The following is a 24,969-nucleotide window of genomic DNA, read 5'->3' on the forward strand; positions in this document are numbered from 1 at the left end:
GACTCAACCATCTGCATAAACTGACCGGTCATATCGTACGGGCGGCCGAAAAGCGGCCGCCCGTGGCGAGCCGCCCACGGCGATGAGACCGGACCGACAGGAAGCAGAGACGACAGGTGACCGAAGCGATTCTTCTGGTCGGTGGCAAGGGCACCCGGCTGCGTCCCCTGACCGTCAACACGCCCAAGCCGATGGTTCCGGCGGCCGGCGTCCCCTTCCTGACGCACCAGCTGGCCCGGGCCCGGGCCGCCGGCGTGGACCACATCGTCCTCGCCACCTCCTACCTGGCGGAGGTCTTCGAGCCGTACTTCGGCGACGGCTCGGCGCTCGGTCTGAGCATCGAGTACGTCACCGAGGAGGAGCCCCTCGGGACCGGCGGCGCCATCCGCAACGTCGCCTCCCGGCTCCACTCGGGCCCCGAGGACCCCGTCCTGATCTTCAACGGCGACATCCTCACCGGCCTCGACATCGGCGCGCTCGTCGCCACCCACGAGACCTCCGGCGCGGACGTGTCCCTGCACCTCACCCGGGTCGAGGACCCGCGCGCCTTCGGCCTCGTGCCGACGGACGCGACGGGGCGCGTCACGGCCTTCCTGGAGAAGCCGCAGACGCCGGAGGAGATCGTCACCGACCAGATCAACGCCGGCGCGTACGTCTTCCGGCGCTCGGTCATCGACACCATCCCGGCGGGCCGGCCGGTCTCCGTCGAACGCGAGACCTTCCCCGACCTGCTCGCCTCCGGCGCGCACCTGCAGGGCATGGTCGACTCCACCTACTGGCTCGACCTCGGCACCCCGCAGGCCTTCGTCCGCGGCTCCGCCGACCTCGTCCTCGGCCGCGCCCCGTCCCCGGCCGTACCGGGCCGCTGCGGCGACCGCCTGGTCCTCGACACCGCGACCGTCGCCCCGGACGCCAAGCTCACCGGCGGTACGGTCGTCGGCCCCGGCGCGGTCATCGGCTCCGGCGCGCGCGTCACCGGCTCGACCGTCCTCGCCGGCGCCGTCGTCGAACCCGGCGCCGTCATCACCGACTCCCTCATCGGCACCCACGCCCGCATCGGCGCCCGCACCGTCCTCACCGGCGCGGTCATCGGCGACGGCGCGGACATCGGCCCGGACAACGAACTCCGCGACGGCATCCGGGTCTGGTGCGACGCGACGCTCCCCGCGGGCGCGGTCCGCTTCTCGTCGGACCAGTAGCCGGCAGGCGGGACCGGCCTCGGGGGCGCCCCGCTACGCTCGTACGCATGGCAGGCCGCTTCGCTCCCCGACCCACGCGCACCACGGCGCGCGGCGGCCACGTTCCCGTACCCGCCCCGGCCCCCGAGGACACGCCCAGCGGTCCTGCCGACCTCGATCTCGGCCTCACCCTCGGCCCGCTCCGCCGCGGCCCCGGCGACCCCACCTTCCGGACGACGGCCGACGGCTCGGTCTGGCGGGCCAGCCGGACGCCCGACGGGGCCGGGACGATCCGCGTCCGGGCGGCGGACGGACGGGCCGAGGCGTGGGGCCCGGGAGGCGGGTGGCTCATGGCGCGGCTGCCCGCGCTGCTCGGCGCCGAGGACGACCCCGCCGCCTTCGTCCCGCGCCACAGACTCCTCGCGCTCACTCACCGTGCCCGCCGGGGCCTCCGCCTCACCCGCACCGGGCTGGTCATGGAGTCGCTGATCCCCTCCGTCCTGGAGCAGAAGGTCACGACGGACGAGGCCTACCGCTCGTGGCGGCTGCTCGTCCGGAAGTACGGGGAGCCGGCGCCCGGGCCCGCGCCCGAGGGGATGTACGTGATGCCCGACGCCCGCACCTGGGCGATGATCCCGTCCTGGGAGTGGCACCGCGCGAACGTCGACGGCAAGCGCTCCGCCGCCGTCGTGCGCGCCGCGCGGGTCGCGCACCGCATGGAGGAGGCGGCGCACATGCCGCCCGCCGAGGCCCGCAAGCGCCTCGAACTGATCCCCGGCATCGGCCCCTGGACCTCCGCCGAGACCATCCAGCGCAGCAACGGCGCCCCGGACGAGGTCACCACCGGCGACCTGCACCTCCCGGGCATCGTGGGCTGGGCCCTCGCGGGCGACCGCACGGCCGACGACGCGACGATGCTGGACCTCCTCGCCCCGTACGCCGGCCAACGCCACCGCGCGGCCCGCCTGATCCTCCTCAGCGGCCGGGTCCCGCCCCGCCGGGCGCCGCGGATGGCGCCCGGCGACATCACGGGGATCTGAGCGCGAAGCCGGCGCGCCCACGGCCCACGGCCGCGGATGCTGTCCGGCGGGCGCCAAGGGAGGAGCCGCACAGCGGAGCGGTGCGCTCACGGCCCCGGCACGCCGTCGCCCCGAGCCCACCGCTCAGGCTGCCCCGGGCCTCACCGCACCTCGACGAACGCCTCCGCGTCCCGTACCGCCCGTTCCTTCGGAGCCGCCGCGGGCCGGCCGACCGCCACCGCGCCCATCGGGTCCCAGTCACCCGGCAGGCCGAGCACGTCCCGTACGACATCGCGGCAGAACATCGTCGAGGACACCCACGCCGAGCCCAGCCGCTCGCCGGCGAGCGCCACCAGCAGGTTCTGCACGCCCGCGCCCGCCGCGACCACGAACATCTCGCGCTCGGCGGCGTCCCGGCGCGGGTCGCCGTAGTGGTGGGCGCCGTCCATGACCAGGCAGGGCACGATCAGGTACGGCGCGTTGCGCAGCACGTCGCCGCGGCGGACGCGGCGCGCGATGGACTCCTCGGACCTGCCGTCGCGCCGCAGGTCCGCGATCCAGGCGTCCCGCATCGCGTCGAGCAGCCGCACGCGCGAGGCCTCGGACTCCAGGAGGACGAAGCGCCACGGGGTGGTGTGGTGCGGGGCGGGCGCGGTGACGGCGGCGGCGACGGCCCTCCGTACGGCGCCCGGGTCGACGGGGTCGTCGGTGAACTCCCGCACCGTACGGCGTAGGGTCACCGCCTCCCGTACGGCCTCCGAGGTGCCGAGCCGGAACATGTCGTCGGCGGCGTCCCGGACCAGCGCCCGGGCACCGGCCTGGTCATCGGGCGCGACGACATGCGGCAGCCCGCGGACGACGGCCACCGGCCGCCCCGCCGCCTTGCCCTTCACCAGGTCGCCGGCGGCGGCCAGTTCGTCGGCGGTGGCGGTGACGGTCACGTTGAGCTCGTTGCCGTGGGAGTCGGTGGCGCCGCGCAGGTCGTCGAGGACCCGCACGCCGGCCGCGCCGATGGCCACGTCGGTGAGGCCGTTGCGCCAGGGCCGCCCGAAGGTGTCGGTGACGACCACACCGACGTCGACCCCGAGCGTCTCGCGCAGCCCGGCGCGGATCCGCGCGGCGGAGGCGTCCGGGTCCTCGGGCAGCAGGAGCACGGTCCCGGCGGGGGTGTTGGAGGCGTCGACGCCGGCGGCGGCCATCACCAGACCCTGCCGGTTCTCGACGATGCGCAGGGCACCGCGCCGCGCCACCACCCGTACCGTCTCGGCGTCGATCGCCGCCTCCCGGTCGGCGGCGGCGATCACCCGCCCCTCCGCCTTGCTGACGATCTTCGAGGTGACGAGCAGCACGTCCCCGTCGACGAGGCCGGCCCCCGGGCCCGCCGTCGCGGACGCGATCAGCTTGGCGAGGTCGTCCCCGGCCGCGACCTCGGGCAGCCCGTCGAGCGCCCACACCTCGAAGCGGGCCGGGGGCTCCTCGACAGGGCCTCCGGCAGCGGCCGTACGGGCCACACGGGCCGTATCCGCCGTATCCGTCGTGCCGGTCGTACCCGTCGTGCCAGTGGTGCCGGTCGTACCCGCCGTGCCGGTCGTACCCGCACCACCCGTCGGACGCGGCGCGCCGTCGGCGCCCGGGCCTCGGAGTGCCACCTCGCCGGACCCCGGTGGCGTCACCCCGCCCGTCATGCGCCGGCTCCGCCGGCCTCCGCCGCGAGCGCCAGCGCCTCGCGCGCCATCGCCGTCGTCGCGTCCAGGTCGGTCATCATCAGCGGCACCGCGCGGCAGCGGATGCCCGCCGCCTCGACGTCGGCGACCGTGCCCGCGTCGACGGTGTCGACGAGCCAGCCGTCGAGCAGGCCGGAGCCGTAGTGCAGGGCGACGGCGGCGGCCGTGGACTCGACGCCGACCGCCGCGAGCACCTTGTCGGCCATGCCGCGCACGGGCGCGTCGCCGACGATCGGGGAGAGTCCGACGACCGGCGCGTCCGAGGCGGCGACCGCCTCGCGGATGCCGGGCACGGCGAGGATCGTGCCGACGGACACGACCGGGTTGGACGGCGGGAAGACGATGAGGTCGGCGGCGGCGACGGCCTCCAGGACGCCCGGCGCGGGCTTCGCCTGCTCGGCGCCGACCGGCACGACGGCCAGCGCGTCGACGGAGGCGCGCAGCTTCACCCAGTACTCCTGGAAGTGCACCGCCCGCTGCTCGCCGTCGACCTCGATGGCCACGTGCGTCTCGACCCGGTCGTCCGACATGGGCAGCAGCCGGACGCCCGGCTGCCAGCGGGCGCACAGCGCCTCGGTGACGGCGCTGAGCGGATAGCCGGCGCCCAGCATCTGGGTGCGGACGATGTGGGTGGCGAAGTCGCGGTCGCCGAGGCCGAACCACTCGGGCCCGACCCCGTACGCCGCGAGCTCCTCCTTGACCGTGAAGGACTCGTCCTCGCGGCCCCAGCCCTGTTCCTCGTTGATGCCACCGCCGAGGGTGTACATCACGGTGTCGAGGTCGGGGCAGACCTTGAGACCGAAGAGATGGATGTCGTCACCGGTGTTGCCGATGACCGTGATCTCCGCGTCGGGCGCGGCCTGCTTGAGGCCGCGAAGGAAGCGGGCACCACCGATGCCACCGGCCAGAACCACAATGCGCATGCCATGCAGTTTGTCAGGCGGTGACGACTCCGGGGGCCGTCGGGGCAGAGCTGCACTGTGAGGTCAGCGACTCGTGCATCGACTCGTGCATCGACTCGGGCACCAACTCGCGCGTCGACTCGGGCGTCGACTCGTGCATCGGCATGTCGGTGAGGCCCGGGTAGTAGACGTGCAGGCTGACGGCGGGTTCGAGGGAGTCGTTGACGACCTCGTGGACGTACCCGGGCGCGAACACGCGCTGCGCGCCCGCGTCCAGGCTCCGCCCGCCCCGCTCCGTACGTTCCGTCAACTCGCCCGACAGGACGGTGAGCACGCCGGAGGACTGGCCGTGGTCGTGCCGGCCGCTGCCCTGGCCGGGCAGCCAGGAGAGCAGCCAGACCTCGTAGCCGGGGCCGGTGCGCAGCCGGTGGTACCAGCGGGTGGTGGCGTCGTACTCGACGTACGGGGCCCACAGGGCGCGGTCGGCGGCGATCTCACGGGCGAGACCGGCGAACTCGGCCACGGTGGCGGGGTGCTCGCGGGCGGGCTGCAGGAGGTGCGGGACCTCAAGGATGTCGCCGGCGATCTGAAGGTCGCTGTCCATGTTCATGGGATGCGGTGGTTCCTCGGCAGAAGTGCGGGGTGTCGCAGAGCAAGGGGTGAGGCAGCGGCGGCGGGACGGCGGCCGCGAAGGAGCTGGAGCGCTAGACGCAGAACGCGCGCATCAACAGCTGGGACAGCAACAGCGACAGGAACGCGTCTGGACAGCGCGGCGGAACCCACGGGCGTGGGTCGCGAAGAGCGCTGCGGTCGCTGGCATGCCACCAAAGTGGCGTGAGGGACACCCGACTGTCAACCCAATGCCCGATTTGGCGGCAATGTTTCACCTCATCCGGTTACAGTGCGCGAAGAAAGGTTTGCGCACCGCGTGACCAGGAGACATGGCGCAGCAACCGGCGCCGTAAACACGGTGGGGGTCTTGTGATCAGACTGTGATCCGGATCGCTTCCGTGGCCGAATCGCAACAGGATTCGACTCCCGGACGTCCTTCTGTGTGGGGCGTGACGGTGCGGACAGGCCCGTGGTATGTGTCAGGTTTTTGGTGATTTGAACACTTTCCGCATAGGCTTGGTTCCGCAGAGTGAATACGGGGCCCAATAGCAGATCTCGGCTTGACTCGCACAGAGCACGAACTTGTAATTTCACTCGTGTCGTTCGGCCGGGATTGATCCGGGATCGATCCGGGATCGAAGACGGCCAATCACGGGGACGCAATGGACGGACGAGGGGCGCACATGACCGAGTTGTTCGAGGAACTGCTGGTCGAGGACGCGGACGAGGAACTCGGCTGGCAGGAGCGCGCACTGTGCGCCCAGACCGATCCCGAGTCCTTCTTCCCCGAGAAGGGCGGCTCGACCCGGGAGGCGAAAAAGGTCTGTCTCGCCTGCGAGGTCCGCTCCGAATGCCTCGAATACGCGCTGCAGAACGACGAGCGCTTCGGTATCTGGGGCGGTCTGTCCGAGCGCGAACGCCGCCGCCTGAAGAAGGCAGCCGTCTGACGGACGTCTTTACGTCACGCCGTACACCGCGACGTATACCAAGACGTCCACAACGACGTACACAACGAACGGTCCGCACCCCGTGGTTGTCCACAGGCGGCGGACCGTTGTCGTGCCAGCTACTAGTGTGGGCCTCCGTCCGAGACGCATCCACGCCCTTCACCGGGCGACCCCCGGCCGGAGGGGCCGTAGCTCGATGTCCTCAACTCCTGAGTTCCCACGACACGTCGTCACCGCCGTGCTCGTCGCCCACGACGGCGCCCGCTGGCTGCCGGACGCCCTCGCCGGGCTGCTCGCCCAGGAGCGCCCCGTCCAGAACGTGGTCGCCGCCGACACCGGCAGCGCCGACGACTCCGCGCGGCTGCTCGCCGACTCGCTCGGCCCCGACCGCGTCCTCCACCTCGCCCGTCGCACCGGATTCGGCGCCGCCGTCGAGGAGGCCGCGCGCACCGCGCCCGTCCTCGGCCCCGAGGAGCTGCCGTATCTGAAGCGCCCCAGCGGCTGGGACCCGGTCACCCGCAGCTGGCGCGACGACGCCTACGACCTGCCCGAACTCCCGCACGGCGAGCCCGTGCAGTGGCTCTGGCTGCTCCACGACGACTGCGCGCCCGAGCCCGGCGCGCTCGCCGAACTCCTGCGCGTCGCCGACTCCGACGGCGACATCGCCGTCGTCGGCCCCAAACTGCGCGGCTGGTACGACAAGAAGCAGCTCCTCGAAGCCGGCGTCTCCATCGCCCGCAGCGGCCGCCGCTGGACCGGCCTCGACCGCCGCGAGCAGGACCAGGGCCAGCACGACCAGGTCCGCTCCGTGCTCTCCGTCTCCAGCGCCGGCATGCTCGTCCGCCGCGACGTCTTCGAGGAGCTCGGCGGCTTCGACCGCCGGCTGCCCCTCATGCGCGACGACGTCGACCTGTGCTGGCGCGCCCACTCCGCGGGCCACCGCGTCCTGGTCGCCCCCGACGCCGTGCTCCGGCACGCCGAGGCTTCCGCCCGCGAGCGCCGCACCGTCGACTGCGCCGGCCGCTCGGCCGCCAACCCGCACCGCGTCGACAAGGCCGGCGCCGTCTACACGCTGCTCGCCAACACCCGCGGCGCCGCCCTGCCGTACGTCTTCCTCCGCCTCGTCCTCGGCACCCTGCTGCGCACCCTCGGCTATCTCGTCGGCAAGGCGCCCGGCCAGGCCGTCGACGAGGTCATGGGCCTGCTCGCCACCCTGCTGCGGCCCGAGAAGATCCTCGCCGCGCGCGGCCGGCGCAAGCACCCGGCCGTGCCCGCGAGCGAACTGCGCCCCCTCTTCCCCGCGCCCGGCGCCACCGTCCGCGCCGCCGCCGAGCAGCTCGCCTCCCACTTCGGCGGCTCCGACGCCGACTCCGGCGGCTCCCGGCACGGCGTCGTCGAGTCCGGCCCCGGCGGCGACGACGCCGACTACCTGGAGATCGAGCAGTTCGCCCGGCTGAAGAAGATCGCCCGCAAGCCCGGACCGGTCCTCTTCGCCGTCCTCCTCATCGTCTCCCTGGTCGCCTGCCGCAACCTCTTCGGCGGCGGCTCGCTGGCCGGCGGCGCCCTGCTGCCCGCCCCCGACACCGTCTCCGGCCTCTGGTCGCGCTACGCCGACGGCTGGCACGCCATCGGCACCGGCGGCACCCAGACCGCCCCGCCCTACCTCGCCGTCCTGGCCGCGCTCTCCGCGCTGTTCCTCGGCTCGACCTCCTTCGCGCTGACCGTGCTGCTCGTCTGCTCGGTCCCGCTGGCCGGCTTCACCGCCTACTTCGCCTCCCGCGGCATCGTCGAGTCCCGCCTCCTGCGCGCCTGGGCCGCCATCGCGTATGCCTTCCTGCCCGCCGCCACCGGCGCGCTCGCCACCGGCCGCCTCGGCACCGCCGTCCTCGCGATCCTGCTCCCGCTGATCGCCCGCGCCGCCGTCGCCGCCCACGGGCTCAACCGTCCGCGCGGCGAGCGCGGCAGCTGGCGCGCCACCTGGGCGTACACCTTCCTGCTGACCTTCGCGACCGCGTTCACGCCCGTCGTCTGGCCGCTCGCCGTCCTCCTCGGCCTCGGCGTCCTCGCCCTGCGCCGCGACGACATCACGGCGTACGCGCTGCGCTTCGTCGCCGCTGTCGGCACCCCGGTCCTGCTCCTCGCCCCCTGGTCGCTCACCCTGCTGACCAGCCCCTCCGCCTTCCTGCGCGAGGCCGGCCTCGACATCCGTACGGGCAGCGCCTCCGCGCTCGACCTGCTCGGCACCAGCCCCGGCGGCCCCGGCACCCTCGGCGGCATCCTGCTCCTCGGCCTCGTCGGCGCCGGCCTGGCCGGACTGCTCCGCGAGGACCGCACCGTCGCCGTCCGCGCCGCCTGGGCCGCCGCCCTCGCCGGCCTGCTCTTCGCCCTCCTCACCAACGGCGCCGGCGACGGCGAGACCGGCTGGTCCGGCCCCGCCACCCTCGTCTACGGCGCCGCGCTGCTCGCCGCCGGCACCATCGGCGCCGAGGGCGGCCGCACCCGCGTCGCCGCCCACGGCTTCGGCTGGCGCCAGCCCGTCGCCGCCCTCGTCGCCCTCGCCTGCGCCGCCGGCCCGCTGCTCTCCGCGGCCGGCTGGATGATCGGCGGCGCCGACGGCCCGCTCACCCGCCGCGACCCGGTCCAGGTGCCCGCGTTCGTCGCCGAGGAGAGCGGCGAGGAGGACCAGGCCCGCACCCTCGTCCTCGGCGGCGGCGCGTCCGGCGAGGTGTCGTACACCCTGGTCCGCGGCTCCGGCGCCCGCCTCGGCGACGCCGAACTCACCGCGACCGGCGGCAGCGACCCGCGCCTCGACCAGGTCGTCTCCCACCTCGTGGCCGGCTCCGGCGCCGACCAGACCGAGGAGCTGAGCGGTTTCGCCATCCGCTTCGTCCTGGTACGGGACGGGGCACCGCGCGCGATGGGCCGCGTCCTCGACGCCACCCCGGGCCTCTCCCGGCTCAGCCAGCTCGACGGCAGCGCGCTGTGGGAGGTGAGCCGCGAACACGCGGTCGCCCGCGTCATGATCGTCCCCAAGGACGGCGGAGCGGCCGCCGGCCAGGCGACCGAGACCCCCGACGCCGCCCCGGCCGCCGAGGCCGCGCGCCCGGTGGCCGTCGCCGCCGGCCCCGTCGAGGCCCACACCAAGATCCCCGCCGGGCCCGCCGGCCGCGTCCTGCGCGTCGCCGACCGCGCCGACGCCGGCTGGACCGCCACCCTCGACGGCAAGGAGCTCAAGCCCGTCACCGTCGACGGCTGGGCCCAGGGCTTCGAGCTACCCGCCGACGCCGGCCGCCTCGACCTCACCTTCGAGGAGCCCGTCACCCACACCGCGTGGATCTGGACCCAGGCCTTCCTCGCCGTCGTCCTGCTCGTCCTCGCCCTGCCCGGCCGCCGCCGCGACATCGACGACGACCTGCCCGACGAGGAGCTCGCCCTCCCCGCCCAGGCCACCGCCGCCGACGGCGACGGCCGCCGCGCCCGCCGCCTGCGCGCCGCGGCGGAAGCCGAAGCCGCCGCCGAGGCCGCAGAGGCCGCGGCGGAAGCCGGCGAGGCCGCGGTGCCCGCACCCGAGCCGGAGCCCGTGCCCGTCCCCGTACCGGAACAGCAGACCTACGAGCAGCAGCAGCCCGAGTGGGACGGCCAGTACGCGGGGCAGCAGCAGGGCTACTACCAGGAGCAGTACGCCTACGACCCGTACGCGCAGCAGACCCAGCAGCAGTACGACCCCCAGCAGTACGACGCTCAGCAGCAGTACGACCCGTACGCCCAGCAGAACGGCTACGAGCAGCAGCCCTATGAACAGCAGGGCTACGAGCAGCCGCAGGGCTACGAGCAGCAACAGCAGCCCTACGACCCGTACGACCCCTACGGGTACGGGCAGCAGCAGCGTCCGGACGGGAGCAGCAACCAGTGAAGCGCACCACCCTCTCCCTGATCGCCGTCGCCGGCACCCTGGCGGCGGTGACCGGCGTCGCCGCGCTCACCGCCCCCGACGGCGCCGTGCCCGTGAACACCTCGCAGGCCGCCCGGCTGCCCGTCGAGCGCACCGCCCTGCTCTGCCCCGGCCCCAGCACCTCCGAGGTCGCCGAGACCACCTACACCTCGTACACACCCGAGGACACCCCGGCGGCGAAGGCGACGGCGCAGGGGAAGGGCGAGGAGCGGACCGCCGCCAAGACCGAGCTGCAGCCCGCCCCCATCGCCCCGCCGCCCGGCGAACAGCCCGCCAAGACCACCAAGAAGCCCAAGGCCCCGGCGACCGTCACCAAGCCCGGCACCCCGGTCAACGCGGAGGCGAAGGGCCCCGACGCGCCCGCCCTCACCGGCTCCGCGAGCGGCGGCCTGGCCCCCGGCTGGACCGTCCAGCAGACCACCGTCGTCCCGGCCGGCGGCGCCCGCGGCCTGCTCGGCGTCACCTGCACCGCCCCGGACACCGACTTCTGGTTCCCGGCCGCGTCCACCGCCAAGGGGCGCCAGGACTACGTCCACCTCACCAACCCGGACGACGGCACCGCGACCGCCGACATCGAGCTGTACGGCCCGGCCGGCCCGCTCAAGCTGCTGTCCACCGAGGGCATCCCGGTCCCGGCGCACACCACCGTCCCGGTGCTGCTCTCGACCCTCACCAACGACCCGGCCCAGCAGGACCTCACCGTCCACGTGACCACCCGCAGCGGCCGCGTCGGCGCCGTCGTCGGCGCCGCCGACGACAAGGCGGGCGCCGACTGGCTGCAGGCCTCCGCCGACCCGAGCGGCACCGCCGTGCTGCCCGGCATCCCGGCCGACGCCACCTCGGTCCGCCTGGTCGCCTACGCGCCCGGCGACGCCGACGCCGACCTGAAGATCCAGCTGGTCACCCCGACCGGCAAGATCGTCCCGGCCAGCGCCGACGCCGTGCACGTGAAGTCCGGCATGACCGCCGCCGTCGACCTGCCCGACCTCACCCGAGGCGAGCCCGGCTCCCTCCTCCTGACCCCCACCGACCCCAAGAAGGCCACCCCGGTCGTCGCCGCGCTCCGGGTGGCCCGCGGCAAGGGCGAGCAGCAGGAGATCGCGTTCATCCCGGCCGCCGCCCCCATCGAGGGCCGCGCCACCGTCGCCGACAACCGCGCCAAGGGCTCCACCCTCGCCCTGACCGCGCCCGCCGGCGGCGCCGAAGTGCGGATCACCGCCTCCGCGGGCGCGCAGGGCGGCACCAAGGTCAGCAAGACCGTCACCCTCAAGGCGGGCACGACCACCTCCCTCGCCGCGCCGGTCCCCGACGGCCTCAAGGGCTCCTACGCCCTCACCGTCGAGCGCCTCTCGGGCGGCCCGGTGCACGCCTCGCGTCTGCTCGAACTGCCGCAGGACGGCATCCCGATGTTCACGATCCAGCCGTTCACGGACGACCACAGCAAGGTCGAGGTCCCCAAGGCCCGCCAGGACCTGACCGTCCTGGACGACTGACCGCACTCCCACCCGCCCTGACAGGGGCCGGCCCTTTCGCCCGTACGGGTGGGGCCGGCCCCTTTTCGGTGCGGTCGGGTGCGTCCCGTACGGGAGGGGGTCTCAGCCTTCTACGGGTCCGTGCTGCGGCGGAACAGGGGCGCCCCGCCCGGGGCAGCCGACCCGGGCGGTCCTGTCCCAGTCGGTCGCGGTCCCGTCCCGGTCAGTCCTGCCCGTAGCGCGGGTCGACCGACTCGGGGGAGAGACCGAGCAGGTCGGCGACCTGCTCCACGACCACCTCGTGCACCAGCAGCGCGCGCTCGTCGCGGTTCTTCGCGCGGATCTCGACCGGGCGACGGTAGACGACGACCCGGGCCGGCTCGTTCTTCTCCGCCGGCGTCGAGCCGCCGAGCGGCACCACGGGCTCGCCCGAGACCGTGGGCGGCACCTCCATCACCATGAACTCGACGTCCGCCAACTGCGGCCAGTGCCGCTCGAGCCGCTCCACCGAGTCCAGGACCAGATCGCGGAAGCTGTCCGCCCGGCTCGCGGACAGCGGCACCTGCGGCGGGGCCACCGGCCCCCGCATACCGCGGCCGTGCCGGTCGCGGCGTCGCACGCGCGGCGTCGCACTGTCCATGCTGTGGGTGCTGTCCGTCACTGACGCAGCGTAACTCTCCCCGGTGTTCCCGGACCGGTCCGGGACGGCCGGGCCGGTGGCGACCGGCCGCCACCCATGTCGCAACCCGACCGATCCGGCCAAGCCCGCGCCCGTTTTCCAGGGCCCCGACGATCGGCCATCTGGCCGTGATTGACCGGATTTCCCCAGGCCGATGTCCGGATCGCACAGCATCACCAGCCGCCCGGCACGCCGCTCCCGCAGGTCAGAACGGCCGATCGGACCCGGTCCGTGGCGGAGGTCACACCGCGACACGGTGGAGTGACCTGGGGGAGAGTCGTCGCGGCCCGCTCAAGAGTGCGGTACCGTCCAACGTCGTGAGCCCTGTACGTCGCTGTTCGCGCACCGCGTGCGGCCGCCCTGCCGTCGCGACACTGACGTACGTCTATGCCGACTCGACCGCGGTCCTCGGCCCGCTCGCCACCTACGCCGAGCCCCACTGCTACGACCTGTGCGCCGAGCACAGCGAGCGCCTCACCGCCCCGCGCGGCTGGGAGGTCGTGCGGCTCCACGACGCCACCACCCCCACCCGCCCCAGCGGCGACGACCTCGAAGCCCTCGCCAACGCGGTACGGGAGGCGGCCCGCCCCCAGGAACGCGCGGCCGAGGCCGGCGGCGGAAAGCCCGGCCCGGGCGGCCGCGGCGCCGACCCCATGGAGGTCGGCCGGCGAGGGCACCTGAGGGTGCTGCGTTCACCCGAGAACTAGGGTGCTGGGTTCACCCGAGAACTGATCAAGGTCCGGTCCCGGGTAGTTTGGGCGGTCCGTACGCGCGCCGCAATCCGCGCGAACGACAGCCGAGACCTCAGGAGGATTGATCCGTGACTGCTGCTGATCTGTCGCAGATCGTGAAGGCGTACGACGTCCGCGGAGTGGTGCCGGATCAGTGGGACGAGTCGCTCGCCGAGCTCTTCGGCGCCGCCTTCGTGCGGGTCGTCGACGCCGACGCGATCGTCATCGGCCACGACATGCGCCCCTCCTCGCCCGGCCTCGCCGCCGCCTTCGCGCGCGGCGCCGCCCGGCTCGGCGCCGACGTCACCCTGATCGGCCTCTGCTCGACCGACCAGCTGTACTTCGCGTCCGGCGCGCTCAGCCTGCCCGGCGCGATGTTCACCGCCTCGCACAACCCGGCCCAGTACAACGGCATCAAGCTGTGCCGGGCCGGCGCCGCCCCCGTCGGCCAGGACACCGGCCTCTCCGAGATCCGCGCGCTCGTCGAGCGGTGGACGGAGCAGGGCGCCCCCGAGCCGGCCGCGACCGAGGGCACGGTCAGCGAGCGCGAGACCCTCAAGGACTACGCCGCCCACCTCCTCGGCCTCGTCGACCTCAGCGCCATCCGGCCGCTGAAGGTCGTCGTCGACGCCGGCAACGGCATGGGCGGCCACACCGTCCCCACCGTCTTCGACGGCCTGCCGCTCGACGTCGTCCCGATGTACTTCGAGCTCGACGGCACTTTCCCGAACCACGAGGCCAACCCCCTCGACCCGAAGAACATCGTCGACCTGCAGGCCCGCGTCCGCGCCGAGGGCGCCGACCTCGGCCTCGCCTTCGACGGCGACGCCGACCGCTGCTTCGTCGTCGACGAGAACGGCGACCCGGTCTCCCCGTCCGCGATCACCGCCCTCGTCGCCGCGCGCGAGCTCGCCAAGAACCCCGGCGGCACCGTGATCCACAACCTGATCACCTCGTGGTCCGTCCCCGAGGTCGTCCGCGAGAACGGCGGCACCCCGGTGCGCACCCGGGTCGGCCACTCCTTCATCAAGGAGGAGATGGCGAAGACCGGCGCCATCTTCGGCGGCGAGCACTCCGCGCACTACTACTTCAAGGACTTCTGGAACGCGGACACCGGCATGCTCGCCGCGCTCCACGTCCTCGCCGCCCTCGGCGGCCAGGACGGCCCGCTGTCCGCCCTGGTCGCCGCCTACGACCGCTACGCCTCCTCCGGCGAGATCAACTCCACCGTCGCCGACCAGACCGCCCGCCTGGCCGCCGTGAAGGCCGCCTACGCCGACCGCGACGGCGTCACCCTCGACGAGCTCGACGGCCTCACCGTCACCGCCGCCGACTGGTGGTTCAACCTCCGCGCCTCCAACACGGAACCCCTCCTCCGCCTCAACATCGAGGCCCGCGACGAGCCGACGATGTCCTCCCTCCGCGACGAGGTCCTGTCCCTGGTCCGCGCGTAACCCGCAGCACAGCCCCCGAGGGCCCGCCCGCAGGGGCGGGCCTTCGCCGTTCGCGGGGCTCGTCCCGCAGGGCGGTGCCGCGCTGTTCCCGTTGTGGGCATTCGTCCCGCGCCCACCCACCCCAGCCGCATGGGCGGGGCGGGCCTTCGCCATTTCCCGTTGTGGGCATTCGTCCCGCAGGGCGGGACGGGTGGGCACACGGGACGGCGCCCTTGCGGGCGCGCTCCGCTCCCTGCGCCTGCCCGCGCCCCGAGGGCGCTGCGCTCACCGGACCGCCCGCCGGGTGGACCTGCCCGCGCCCCGAGGGCGCTGCGCTCACCGGACCGCCCGCCGGGTGGACCTGCCCGCGCCCCGAGCGCGCCGCGCTCACCGGACCGCCCACCCGGTGGCCCCCCGCGCCCGTAAGCAGGCCCGCACGGGCAACCCGTCGCCCCCCGTTCCCCACCCGGTTCCCCCACCGCCGCCCCACCGTCGGCCGCGCCCCGCAACGTAACCCCGGCGCCCCGCCCCGCACCAAGGGCGCCGACTGCGGCCCGGCGGTAGGCTGACCAGGCCCGTAAACCGTCGTACCGCCCCGAAGGGACCACCATGCCGCTCGAAGCCGGCCTCCTGGAGATCCTGGCCTGCCCGGCCTGCCACGCCCCGCTGAACGACCGGACGGCGGAGGAGACCCCGGAGCTCGTCTGCACCTCCGCCGACTGCGGACTCGCGTACCCCGTGCGCGACGGCATCCCGGTCCTGCTGGTCGACGAGGCCCGCCGCCCCGAGTGACCCGCTCCGCCGCCCGTTCCGCCGCCCGCCCCGCGCCCCGGGAAGCCGGCGCGGGACGGGGCGCGCGGGATGCGAGCGTGCGCTGACGCGCACCACCCTCGGAGGACCACCCACACCGGCCCACCGCCGGCCACCGCCGGCCCCGCTCCGCCGACCCACCGGAGGCCCGCCACATGCTCGACGAGACCCTCCTCGACGCACCGGACGCCCTCGCGCTCGCCGACCACCGCGGACTGCTCCGCGGCGCCGCCGAAGCGGGCGCGCGGGTACGGACCGCCGCCCGGCACGCCGCCGAGGCAGGCATCGCGGCGCTCCACCCCGAGGGCCGCCCCCGCGCCGTCCTCGTCGCGGGCCCCGGCACCGCCGCCGCCGGCGTCGCCGACCTGATCGGCGCCCTCGCCGGCGCCGCGGCCCCGGTGATCCGCCTCCAGCCGACCGGTGTCGCACCGGCCGCCGGCGCCCTGCGCTGGGCCCTGCCCGGCTGGGCCGGCTCGGTCGACCTGCTGCTCCTGCCGACGACGGACGGCGCCGAGCCGGGACTCGCGCTCCTCGCCGAGCAGGCGTACCGCCGCGGCGTCACGGTCGTCGCCGTCACGCCCAAGGACTCCCCGCTGGCCGGGTCGGTCGGCGGCGCGCGCGGCCTGCTCGTACCGTTGGCCATGGCTCCGCACGAGACGGCCGACGAGTACGGGGAGAACCTCGCCGCGAGCCCCGGCGCGCTGTGGGCGCTGTTCACGCCGCTGCTCGCGCTGCTCGACCGGGTGGGCCTGGTGGAGGCGCCGCCGGAGGCGCTCGAACAGGTCGCCGACCGCCTGGACCGTACGGCGGAGCGCTGCGGCCCCGCCATCGCCACGTACAGCAACCCGGCCAAGACCCTCGCCGCCGAGCTCGCCGACTCCCTCCCGCTGGTGTGGACCGAGGGCGAGGCCGCCGGGCCGACCGGCCGCCGCTTCGCCGCCGTCCTCGCCGAACTCGCCGGCCTGCCCGCGCTCGCCGCCGAACTGCCCGAGGCGCTGCCCGCCCACGGCATGCTGCTCGCCGGGGACTACGCGGCCGGTGCCGACCCCGACGACTTCTTCCGCGACCGCGTCGAGGAGCAGCAGGCGCTGCGCGCCCGCGTCGTCCTCCTCCGCGACCGCCCGGCGGAGGGCAACGTACTGAGCGCGGCCCCCGCCGCCCGCGAACTCGCCCTCAGCCACGACACCGCGATCAGCGAGCTGGAAGCGGAGGAGGGCACCCCGCTGGAGAACCTCGCCGAACTCCTCGCCGTCACCGACTTCGCCGCCGTCTACCTCTCCCTCGCCTCGGCGGGCCGCGCCCCGCAGTAGCCGGGCCGCACCCCGCACCGGCCGGGCAGGCGGTCCGACACGTCCATCACCGCGCACCGCAACCGCACTGACGCGCCACCGCAACCGCACTGAGAAGAGCTGGAAGCCCCATGGACCGCCTCGTCAACACCGTCCGTCCGTACGCCTGGGGGTCCACGACGGCCATCCCGGAACTGCTCGGCGTCGCCCCCACCGGCGAGCCCCAGGCCGAGATGTGGATGGGCGCCCACCCCGGCGCCCCGTCCCGCACCGGCCGCGGTCCCCTCAACGAGGTCATCGACGCCGATCCCGTACGCGAACTCGGCCCGGCCGCGGTCGAGAAGTTCGGCCCCCACCTGCCGTTCCTCTTCAAGGTGCTGGCCGCCGGCGCCCCGCTCTCCCTCCAGGTCCACCCCGACCTCGACCAGGCGCGCGCCGGATTCGCCGCCGAGGAGGCCGCGGGCGTCCCGATCGACGCCCCGAACCGCAACTACAAGGACGCCAACCACAAGCCCGAACTCATCTGCGCGCTCACGCCGTTCCACGGCATGTGCGGCTTCCGCGACCCCGCCGACGCCGCCGACACCATGGCCGCCCTCGGCGTCGACTCCCTCAAGCCGTACGTCGACCTCCTCCACGCCCACCCCGAGGAGGCCGCGCTGCGCGAGGTCCTCACCGCGCTGCTCACCGCCGACCGCACCGAGATCGGGCACACCGTCGCCGAGGCCGCGCACGCCGCCGCCCGCCTGGGCGGCGCCCACACCACGTACGCCCGGATCGCCCACCACTACCCCAACGACCCCGGCGTCCTCGCCGCGATGCTGCTCAACGAGGTCACCCTGCAGCCCGGCGAGGCCCTCTACCTCGGCGCCGGAGTCCCGCACGCCTACCTCGACGGCCTCGGCGTCGAGATCATGGCCAACTCCGACAACGTGCTGCGCTGCGGCCTCACCCCCAAGCACGTCGACGTCCCCGAACTCCTCCGGGTCGTCCGCTTCGAGCCCAACGACCCCGGGATCCTGCGCCCCGAGGCCTCCCCGTCGGGCGAGGAGCTGTACGACACCCCGACCGACGAGTTCCGGCTCTCCCGCTACGTACGCGCCGAGGGCGCCGCCCCCACCGACCTCACCGCCGGCACCCCGCAGATCCTGCTCGCCGTCGCCGGCCGCCCGGCAGTCGGCGAACTGACGCTCACGCCCGGCGAATCGGCGTTCGTCCCGGCGGGCGAAAAGACCGAACTGTCCGGTACGGGAACGGTCTTCCGTGCCACCGTCGTGGCCTGACGAGGGGCTGACGCGGGTCTGACCCGGACCCGACACCGTCCTGATGCGACAATGACCGGCCGAACGACGGCAAAGGGATGGCAATAAGCTGCCCTCCGACAGGGGCCGCGCCTCCCTCCCGGGCCGGAGCATCGAGCACACGACGAAGGGAACAGACACACCCATGAGCGCGTCAGGCGGAACCAAGGCGATCGTGGCGGCGCTGGCCGCCAATCTCGCGATCGCGGCCTCGAAGTTCGTGGCGTTCCTCTTCAGCGGTTCGTCCTCGATGCTCGCCGAGGCCGTCCACTCGCTGGCCGACTCCGGCAACCAGGGCCTGCTGCTCCTCGGCGGCAAGCGCGCCCAGCGCGAGGCAACCCCGCAGCACCCCTTCGGCTACGGCCGCGAGCGCTACATCTACGCCTTCCTCGTCTCCATCGTGCTCTTCTCGGTCGGTGGCATGTTCGCCCTCTACGAGGGCTACGAGAAGATCAAGCACCCGCACCCGATCGAGGCCTGGTACTGGCCGGTCGGCGTCCTCGTCTTCGCGATCATCGCCGAGAGCTTCTCCTTCCGCACCGCGATCAAGGAGTCGAACGAGCTCCGCGGCAAGAAGTCCTGGAAGGACTTCGTCCGCCACGCCAAGGCCCCCGAGCTCCCGGTCGTCCTCCTGGAGGACTTCGGCGCCCTCATCGGTCTCGTCCTCGCCCTCGGCGGCGTCGGCCTGGCCCTGCTGACCGGCGACGGCGTCTGGGACGGCATCGGCACCCTCTGCATCGGCGTCCTGCTCATCGTCATCGCGCTCGTCCTCGCCGCCGAGACCAAGTCGCTGCTGCTCGGCGAGTCCGCCGGCGTGGAGGAAGTGAAGAAGATCGAGGAGGCGATCGTCGACGGCGAGACCGTCACCCGCCTCATCCACATGCGCACCCTCCACCTCGGCCCGGAGGAGCTCCTCGTCGCCGCCAAGATCGCCGTGGCCCACGACGAGTCCGCCACCCAGGTCGCCCGCGCCATCGACGCGGCCGAGGAGCGCATCCGCGCCGCCGTCCCGATCGCCCGGGTGATCTACCTGGAGCCGGACATCTACAGCGAGCAGCGGGCCGCCGCGGACGCCTGACGACCTGACGACAGGAGAGGCCCCGGACCTGATCAGCGGTCCGAGGCCTCTGTCGTTTCAGGGGACGGCGTACGGGACAGGGGGAGGCGCCGCCGCCGCGCGCCGCCGCGCCGACCGGCCGGTCAGCGAACCGGCGAGGCCGAGCCCGAACCCGGTCAACAGGACCGCCGCCCCGCCGAGAAAGCCGCCCATGGCGGCGACCCCGCCCGCCGGTCCGTCCACCGCCCGCTCCCGTACCGCCGTCACCGGGACGGTGCCGCCGCTGAGCTCCTGGTGGAAGCGCGAGTCGAGGGAGTTGCCCCGGTTGTCGCCGAGCAGGAACAGCCGCCCCTCCGGCACCTTCACATCGATCTTGACGTCGGGCATGCCCCCGATCGGGTCGCCCCCGGCCACGTACGGCTCGCTGAGCGGCTCGCCGTTCACGTACACCTGCCGCTCGTCGGCCGTGACCCGGTCGCCGCCGACCCCGATCACCCGCTTCACGCCCAGGCCCTCGGTGACGCCCCACTCGGGCACGGACACGAGGACGACATCCCCGCGCCGTACCTCGGACGGCTCCACCACCTCGGCGTAGAGCATGTCGCCGGGCTCGTAGGTCGGCCGCATCGATTCGCTCGGCACCCGGTGCGCCGGATACGCGCTCCGCAGCATCAGCCCCGCGACGACCAGCACCACCCCCAACGGCACCAGCACCACCCAGCCCGCGATCCGCAGTCCCCGCCCCGGTCTCATACCCGTCAACCCCTCCAACCCCTCCCAGCAGCAGTTCGGCCCGCACCCTATAGGCGCGAAGCGGCACCGAGACCTGCTGTCGAGCCCCGTTCCGGCCCCGATCCGGCCGAATCCGTCACCAGGCGGACTGTGGGCCGCTGCGCCGATCGGTGTAGATTCGTGACCAGCCAGACGTCGCTGCTGATGGCGGTCGGGCGGTCCCGTACACGGACCGGCCGAGGGAGAGAGGGCCTCCGACGACTGCACCGCGGAAGACGCGGGAGCACTCGGGCATTCGTATGCCCGCGTCCTCCACAGCCGCGGTGCCAGGTGCCCACTCGAACCCTCGAACCCGATTGACGAGGAGCAGCTCCAGTCATGACGACTGTCGCCACGCAGGACTTCAAGGTCGCCGACCTGTCCCTGGCCGCGTTCGGCCGCAAGGAGATCACCCTCGCCGAGCACGAGATGCCCGGCCTGATGTCCATCCGCCGCGAGTACGCCGAGCAGCAGCCGCTCGCCGGCGCCCGCATCACCGGCTCCCTGCACATGACCGTGCAGACCGCCGTCCTCATCGAGACCCTGGTCGCCCTCGGCGCCGAGGTCCGCTGGGCCTCCTGCAACATCTTCTCCACCCAGGACCACGCCGCCGCGGCCATCGCCGTCGGCCCGAACGGCACCCCGGAGAACCCGCAGGGCGTCCCGGTCTTCGCCTGGAAGGGCGAGACCCTGGAGGAGTACTGGTGGTGCACGGAGCAGGCGCTGACCTGGCCGAACACCCCCACCGGCGGCCCGAACATGATCCTCGACGACGGTGGTGACGCCACCCTCCTCGTCCACAAGGGCGTCGAGTTCGAGAAGGCCGGCTCGGCCCCGGACCCGGCCACCGCGGACAGCGAGGAGTACGGCTACATCCTCCGCCTCCTCAACCGCACCCTCGCCGAGTCCCCGCAGAAGTGGACGCAGCTCGCGTCCGAGATCCGCGGCGTGACGGAGGAGACCACGACCGGTGTGCACCGTCTCTACGAGATGATGCAGGCCGGCACTCTCCTCTTCCCGGCGATCAACGTGAACGACGCCGTGACGAAGTCGAAGTTCGACAACAAGTACGGCTGCCGCCACTCGCTGATCGACGGCATCAACCGCGCGACCGACGTCCTCATCGGCGGCAAGACGGCCGTGGTCTGCGGTTACGGCGATGTCGGCAAGGGCTGTGCCGAGTCGCTGCGTGGTCAGGGTGCCCGCGTGATCGTGACCGAGATCGACCCGATCTGCGCGCTGCAGGCGGCGATGGACGGTTACCAGGTCACGACGCTGGACGAGGTCGTGGAGACGGCCGACATCTTCGTCACGACGACGGGCAACAAGGACATCATCATGGCCTCGGACATGGCCAAGATGAAGCACCAGGCGATCGTCGGCAACATCGGTCACTTCGACAACGAGATCGACATGGCCGGTCTGGCGAAGATCCCGGGCATCGTCAAGGACGAGGTCAAGCCGCAGGTCCACACCTGGACGTTCGAGGACGGCAAGGTCCTGATCGTGCTGTCCGAGGGCCGTCTGCTGAACCTGGGCAACGCGACGGGTCACCCGTCCTTCGTGATGTCGAACTCGTTCGCGGACCAGACCCTGGCCCAGATCGAGCTCTTCACCAAGCCGGAGGAGTACCCGACCGACGTCTACGTGCTCCCGAAGCACCTGGACGAGAAGGTCGCGCGTCTCCACCTCGACTCCCTGGGCGTCAAGCTGACGACCCTCCGCAAGGAGCAGGCCGACTACATCGGCGTCAAGGTCGAGGGCCCGTACAAGCCGGACCACTACCGCTACTGATCCCCACGACCGGCGGGTGACCGGCGCACACACGCACGCGTACGCACCGGCACCCGCCCGTCGCAGGCACCCGCAGCGGCACAGACAGGCCCCCCGCACCCCCGTGCCGGGGGGCCTGTCCCCGTTCCGCCGCTACCGCTCCAGGACGCACCCCGAGGACCCATGCCCCGAGGCCGCTATTCGCTCCACGATCCGCACGATCACACCCCCCTCGGTGAAGAGCACTTCCACTGCGCGCCCGGCCCCTCCGGCTGGCGCTACGTCGCCCGGACCACATCCCCCTCCGGCGACCCCACAGGCTCCGTCGACCTGGCCATCGACGAACTCGGCCGCCCGATCCGCCTCGAACTCCACGCCGCCGACTGGCAGGTCCGCGGCGCCGCGCTCGACGGCGTCACCTGGGTCCGTACCGACCCCACCGGAACCCACGCCACCGAAGGCAATGTGCGCGCCCACGCCTTCACCGGCACGTCCCCGGCATTCCTCGTCGCGATCTCCCGACTCCTGCGCCTCACCCCTGATTCCCCGGAGACCCGCATCCGGCTCGTCGCCTTCACGGATCCCGTCCTCGCCCCCCTGACGGTCGACCAGTCCTGGGCCCTGATGAAGAGTGAAGCGCACGCCACTGACAACGGCCCCCTGATCGTGGACGAGTACCAGGTCAGCGCCCTCGACACCGGCGAACGGCACACCGTCCACCTCGCCGGCGACGTGGTCCTCTCGGCCCCCGGCATCGAACTCGAAGAGCTCGACACCCCGCCGAACGTCTTCTGACCGCCGCTACGCGGGCGGCGCGAACCCGGTCGCAGGCCGGGGCGGCGTCCCCGCATCCGCCCCGGACACCGGGGGAGGGGTGACGGAAGCCGTGGGAGCCGAAGAGGCCGAGGGAGCCGAGGGGGCGGCGAGGGCCGAGGGGACAGAGGTCGCAGGCTGGGAGGAGACCGAGGAGACCGAGGAGGCGGAGGAGACCGAGGAGGCGGAGGAGACCGAGGAGGCGGAGGAGACCGAGGAGGCCGACGGGGCGAACGCCCGCCGCGCGTCGCGCGCCTGCCGCTCGGCCACCACACCCGCCAGATACGCCGCCGCCGGCACCCCGGGCGGCGCGGGCGCGCCCGTACGCGCCACGAGCTCACCGGCCAGCCGCTCCGCGAGCCGCTGCCCGGTCGCCGGATCCAGCTGCCGCATCCGCGTCAGGTACTGCCGTACCTCCAGCCACAGCGAATCCGGCACGGCCGACAGATCGAGCCCCGCGAACCGCCCCACCAGCCACGGCGGCGGAGGCGGCACCAGAACCCCCGCGCCCGGCCCGCCGGCCACCCGTTCCCGTACGACCAGGGTCCCGGCGAACACATCCCCGATCCGCCGCCCCCGCTCGGACACGAGCGACGCGATGCAGGCGACGACCCCGAAGGTCATCAGGATCTCCACGACCGCCATCGCCCCGCGCATCAGCGCGTGCCGGAAACGGATCGGGCCGCCGTCCTCACGCACCACCCGCAGCCCGAGCGCCAGCTTCCCGAGCGACCGCCCCCGCGACAGCGTCTCCACGGCGATCGGCGCACCGACCAGCACGAGGACGAACGAGGCCACCGACAGGGCGCGCACCGCCGCCTCGTCCAGCGAGGCCGTCGCGACCGCGAGACCGATGCTGATCAGCAGGAATCCCACCCACACCACGACGAGATCGATCAGAATCGCCAACGCCCGCGTCGGCAGCCGCGCCGGCTCCAACCCCAGATAGACGGCGTCCCCCGTCACCACCCCGCTCACGGAGCCCACCCTTCCTCGCCCGCCTTGTTCGCCCACCCGAACCCGGTCCGAACGCCAGTCTGCCAAGCTGACCCGCAGCGCGCCGCAGTAGTACGAGCAGTAGCAGTACGAGCAGTACGGACCCGTACGCACCCAGTGCCTGGAGCAGCAGCCGACCATGGACCTCGACGTCTTCGTCACCACCCACCGAGCCGAGTGGGACCGCCTCGACCACCTGCTGGGCCGCGGCCGCCACCTCACCGGCGCCGAGGCCGACGAACTCGTCGCGCTCTACCAGCGCACCGCGACCCACCTCTCGCTCATCCAGTCCAGCGCCCCCGACCCGATGCTCACGGCCCGGCTCACCCAGCTGATCGCCCGCGCCCGCGCCACGGTCACCGGCACCCGCCGCGCCTCCTGGCGCGACGCCGCCGACTTCCTGACCGCCGGATTCCCGGCCGCGGTCTACCGCTCGCGCCACTGGTGGATACCGACGGCGATCCTCTCCACCCTGCTCGCGGCCCTCATCGGCTGGTGGATCGGCACCCACCCCGAGGTCCAGTCCGCGCTGGGCGCGCCCGCCGCGCTGCGCGAGATGACCCGCCCCGGCGGGGCGTACGAGACCTATTACTCCAGCCACCCGGCGGCCTCGTTCTCCGCCCAGGTCTGGACGAACAACGCCCAGGCCGCCGCCACCTGCCTGGTCCTCGGCGCCTTCCTCGGCCTTCCGGTGCTGTACATCCTGTTCGCCAACATGCTGAACGTCGGCATCGGCATCGGCCTGATGACGTCCGCCGGCCGCCTCGACGTCTTCCTCGGCCTGATCCTTCCGCACGGCCTCCTCGAACTGACCGCCGTCTTCGTCGCCGCCGGCACCGGCCTCCGCCTCGGCTGGACCGTCATCGACCCCGGCCCCACCACCCGCCGCGCCGCCCTCGCCCAGCAGGGCCGCGCCGCGATCGGCATGGCCATCGGCCTCGCCCTGGTCCTCTTCGTCTCCGGCCTGCTCGAAGGCTTCGTCACCCCGTCCGGCCTGCCGACCTGGGCCCGCATCTCCATCGGCATCGCCGCTGAGCTGGCATTTCTCGTGTACGTGTACGTGCTCGGCGGCCGTGCGGCCCGCGCCGGCGACACGGGCGACGTGGCAGAGGCGGACCGTACGGCCGAACTGCCGACGGCAGCCTGAGCTCGATGTGCGGAGCACCCTGCTGACCTGCTAGTCTCCTCTTCGCCCACAAAACCCGTTGACACGGGTGGCGAGGGGAGGTAGATTCAAACGGTTGCCCGGAGCTGGACAAGCTCAGGGCGGACGAGTTAGAATCTCTCTCGCTCCGGTCGAGGATTCGAGTCTCATTCGAAGATTTCGAAGACCACGGAGCCACCCCGATTCCTTATCCGAATCACCGAAGCCGTCCGTAAGGCCGGCGGAAATGAATCTGATAAAGTCGGAACCGCCGGAAGGGCCCGGAACTACGAAAGTCGAAAAGGGACCGGAAAGCACCGAGGAAATCGGATCGGAAAGATCTGATAGAGTCGGAAACGAAGGAAG

General features: G+C 73.4%; 20 protein-coding genes. 14 read left to right on the forward strand and 6 right to left on the reverse strand.

The genetic code is table 11. The annotated features are described in order from the left end of the window. Positions 1-116: 116 nt before the first annotated feature. Complete coding sequence (locus tag KV205_RS34695; protein ID WP_265868976.1) at positions 117-1,199, forward strand: NDP-sugar synthase; 1,083 nt, start codon at positions 117-119, stop codon at positions 1,197-1,199. Between the two features lie 47 nt (positions 1,200-1,246). Next, complete coding sequence (locus KV205_RS34700; RefSeq protein ID WP_265868977.1) at positions 1,247-2,218, forward strand: DNA-3-methyladenine glycosylase; 972 nt, start codon at positions 1,247-1,249, stop codon at positions 2,216-2,218. A 140-nt stretch (positions 2,219-2,358) separates the two neighbouring features. Here the strand turns inward: KV205_RS34700 and KV205_RS34705 are convergent, their stop codons facing one another. The 3 genes from KV205_RS34705 to KV205_RS34715 form a co-directional block, all read right to left on the reverse strand. Next, entirely contained in the window at positions 2,359-3,708 is a 1,350-nt protein-coding gene (locus KV205_RS34705; RefSeq protein ID WP_265868997.1) for a coenzyme F420-0:L-glutamate ligase, read from the reverse strand. Between the two features lie 170 nt (positions 3,709-3,878). Continuing rightward, positions 3,879-4,844, reverse strand: a complete 966-nt coding sequence (gene cofD, locus KV205_RS34710; protein ID WP_265868978.1) for a 2-phospho-L-lactate transferase — start codon at positions 4,842-4,844, stop codon at positions 3,879-3,881. A 13-nt stretch (positions 4,845-4,857) separates the two neighbouring features. Next, positions 4,858-5,433: a cysteine dioxygenase family protein gene (locus KV205_RS34715; protein WP_265868979.1), complete on the reverse strand. Its 576-nt coding sequence runs from the start codon at positions 5,431-5,433 to the stop codon at positions 4,858-4,860. Positions 5,434-6,118: 685 nt separating this feature from the next. On the opposite strand from KV205_RS34715, the gene KV205_RS34720 reads away from it, so the two are divergent. The 3 genes from KV205_RS34720 to KV205_RS34730 all read left to right on the forward strand — a co-directional run bounded on the left by KV205_RS34720 (position 6,119) and on the right by KV205_RS34730 (position 11,827). Then, a complete protein-coding gene (locus KV205_RS34720) occupies positions 6,119-6,382 on the forward strand; it encodes a WhiB family transcriptional regulator (protein WP_265868980.1) in 264 nt (87 codons plus the stop codon). Positions 6,383-6,578: 196 nt separating this feature from the next. Then, positions 6,579-10,295 (forward strand): glycosyltransferase family 2 protein, encoded by a 3,717-nt coding sequence (locus KV205_RS34725; protein ID WP_265868981.1) that lies wholly within the window; start codon positions 6,579-6,581, stop codon positions 10,293-10,295. Beyond that, a complete protein-coding gene (locus KV205_RS34730) occupies positions 10,292-11,827 on the forward strand; it encodes a DUF5719 family protein (RefSeq protein ID WP_265868982.1) in 1,536 nt (511 codons plus the stop codon). The genes KV205_RS34725 and KV205_RS34730 overlap by 4 nt, the downstream gene beginning before the upstream one ends. A gap of 202 nt (positions 11,828-12,029) precedes the next feature. Here the strand turns inward: KV205_RS34730 and KV205_RS34735 are convergent, their stop codons facing one another. After that, complete coding sequence (locus KV205_RS34735) at positions 12,030-12,446, reverse strand: metallopeptidase family protein (protein WP_265868998.1); 417 nt, start codon at positions 12,444-12,446, stop codon at positions 12,030-12,032. Between the two features lie 305 nt (positions 12,447-12,751). Here KV205_RS34735 and KV205_RS34740 point away from each other — a divergent pair, with 305 nt between their 5' ends. The 6 genes from KV205_RS34740 (at position 12,752) to KV205_RS34765 (ending at position 19,127) form a co-directional block, all read left to right on the forward strand. Next, the gene (locus KV205_RS34740; protein WP_265868999.1) at positions 12,752-13,192 is read left to right on the forward strand and encodes a DUF3499 domain-containing protein; all 441 of its coding nucleotides are present in this window, start codon (positions 12,752-12,754) and stop codon (positions 13,190-13,192) included. Positions 13,193-13,305: 113 nt separating this feature from the next. Beyond that, on the forward strand, positions 13,306-14,670 hold the full coding sequence (locus KV205_RS34745; RefSeq protein ID WP_265868983.1) for a phosphomannomutase/phosphoglucomutase: 1,365 nt from the start codon (positions 13,306-13,308) through the stop codon (positions 14,668-14,670). A gap of 588 nt (positions 14,671-15,258) precedes the next feature. Then, complete coding sequence (locus tag KV205_RS34750) at positions 15,259-15,441, forward strand: Trm112 family protein (RefSeq protein WP_265868984.1); 183 nt, start codon at positions 15,259-15,261, stop codon at positions 15,439-15,441. Positions 15,442-15,614: 173 nt separating this feature from the next. Continuing rightward, positions 15,615-16,769, forward strand: coding sequence for an SIS domain-containing protein (locus KV205_RS34755; RefSeq protein ID WP_265868985.1), 1,155 nt, complete (start codon positions 15,615-15,617; stop codon positions 16,767-16,769). A 110-nt stretch (positions 16,770-16,879) separates the two neighbouring features. After that, positions 16,880-18,031: a mannose-6-phosphate isomerase, class I gene (gene manA, locus KV205_RS34760; protein WP_265868986.1), complete on the forward strand. Its 1,152-nt coding sequence runs from the start codon at positions 16,880-16,882 to the stop codon at positions 18,029-18,031. A 163-nt stretch (positions 18,032-18,194) separates the two neighbouring features. After that, a complete protein-coding gene (locus tag KV205_RS34765) occupies positions 18,195-19,127 on the forward strand; it encodes a cation diffusion facilitator family transporter (protein WP_265868987.1) in 933 nt (310 codons plus the stop codon). Between the two features lie 57 nt (positions 19,128-19,184). Here the strand turns inward: KV205_RS34765 and lepB are convergent, their stop codons facing one another. After that, the gene (lepB, locus tag KV205_RS34770) at positions 19,185-19,859 is read right to left on the reverse strand and encodes a signal peptidase I (RefSeq protein ID WP_265868988.1); all 675 of its coding nucleotides are present in this window, start codon (positions 19,857-19,859) and stop codon (positions 19,185-19,187) included. Positions 19,860-20,216: 357 nt separating this feature from the next. Between lepB and ahcY the strand changes: the two genes are divergently transcribed. Then, positions 20,217-21,671 carry an adenosylhomocysteinase gene (gene ahcY / locus KV205_RS34775; RefSeq protein WP_265868989.1) on the forward strand — a complete coding sequence of 485 codons (1,455 nt, stop codon included), beginning with the start codon at positions 20,217-20,219 and terminating at the stop codon, positions 21,669-21,671. A gap of 162 nt (positions 21,672-21,833) precedes the next feature. Further along, positions 21,834-22,445: a hypothetical protein gene (locus KV205_RS34780; protein ID WP_265868990.1), complete on the forward strand. Its 612-nt coding sequence runs from the start codon at positions 21,834-21,836 to the stop codon at positions 22,443-22,445. Between the two features lie 6 nt (positions 22,446-22,451). Here the strand turns inward: KV205_RS34780 and KV205_RS34785 are convergent, their stop codons facing one another. After that, positions 22,452-23,441, reverse strand: coding sequence for an RDD family protein (locus KV205_RS34785; protein WP_265868991.1), 990 nt, complete (start codon positions 23,439-23,441; stop codon positions 22,452-22,454). 157 nt (positions 23,442-23,598) lie between these two features. Between KV205_RS34785 and KV205_RS34790 the strand changes: the two genes are divergently transcribed. Beyond that, positions 23,599-24,606, forward strand: coding sequence for a stage II sporulation protein M (locus tag KV205_RS34790; protein WP_265868993.1), 1,008 nt, complete (start codon positions 23,599-23,601; stop codon positions 24,604-24,606). Positions 24,607-24,969 lie beyond the last annotated feature (363 nt).

It is taken from the genome of Streptomyces sp. SKN60 (assembly GCF_026236535.1).
Lineage (GTDB): Bacteria > Actinomycetota > Actinomycetes > Streptomycetales > Streptomycetaceae > Streptomyces.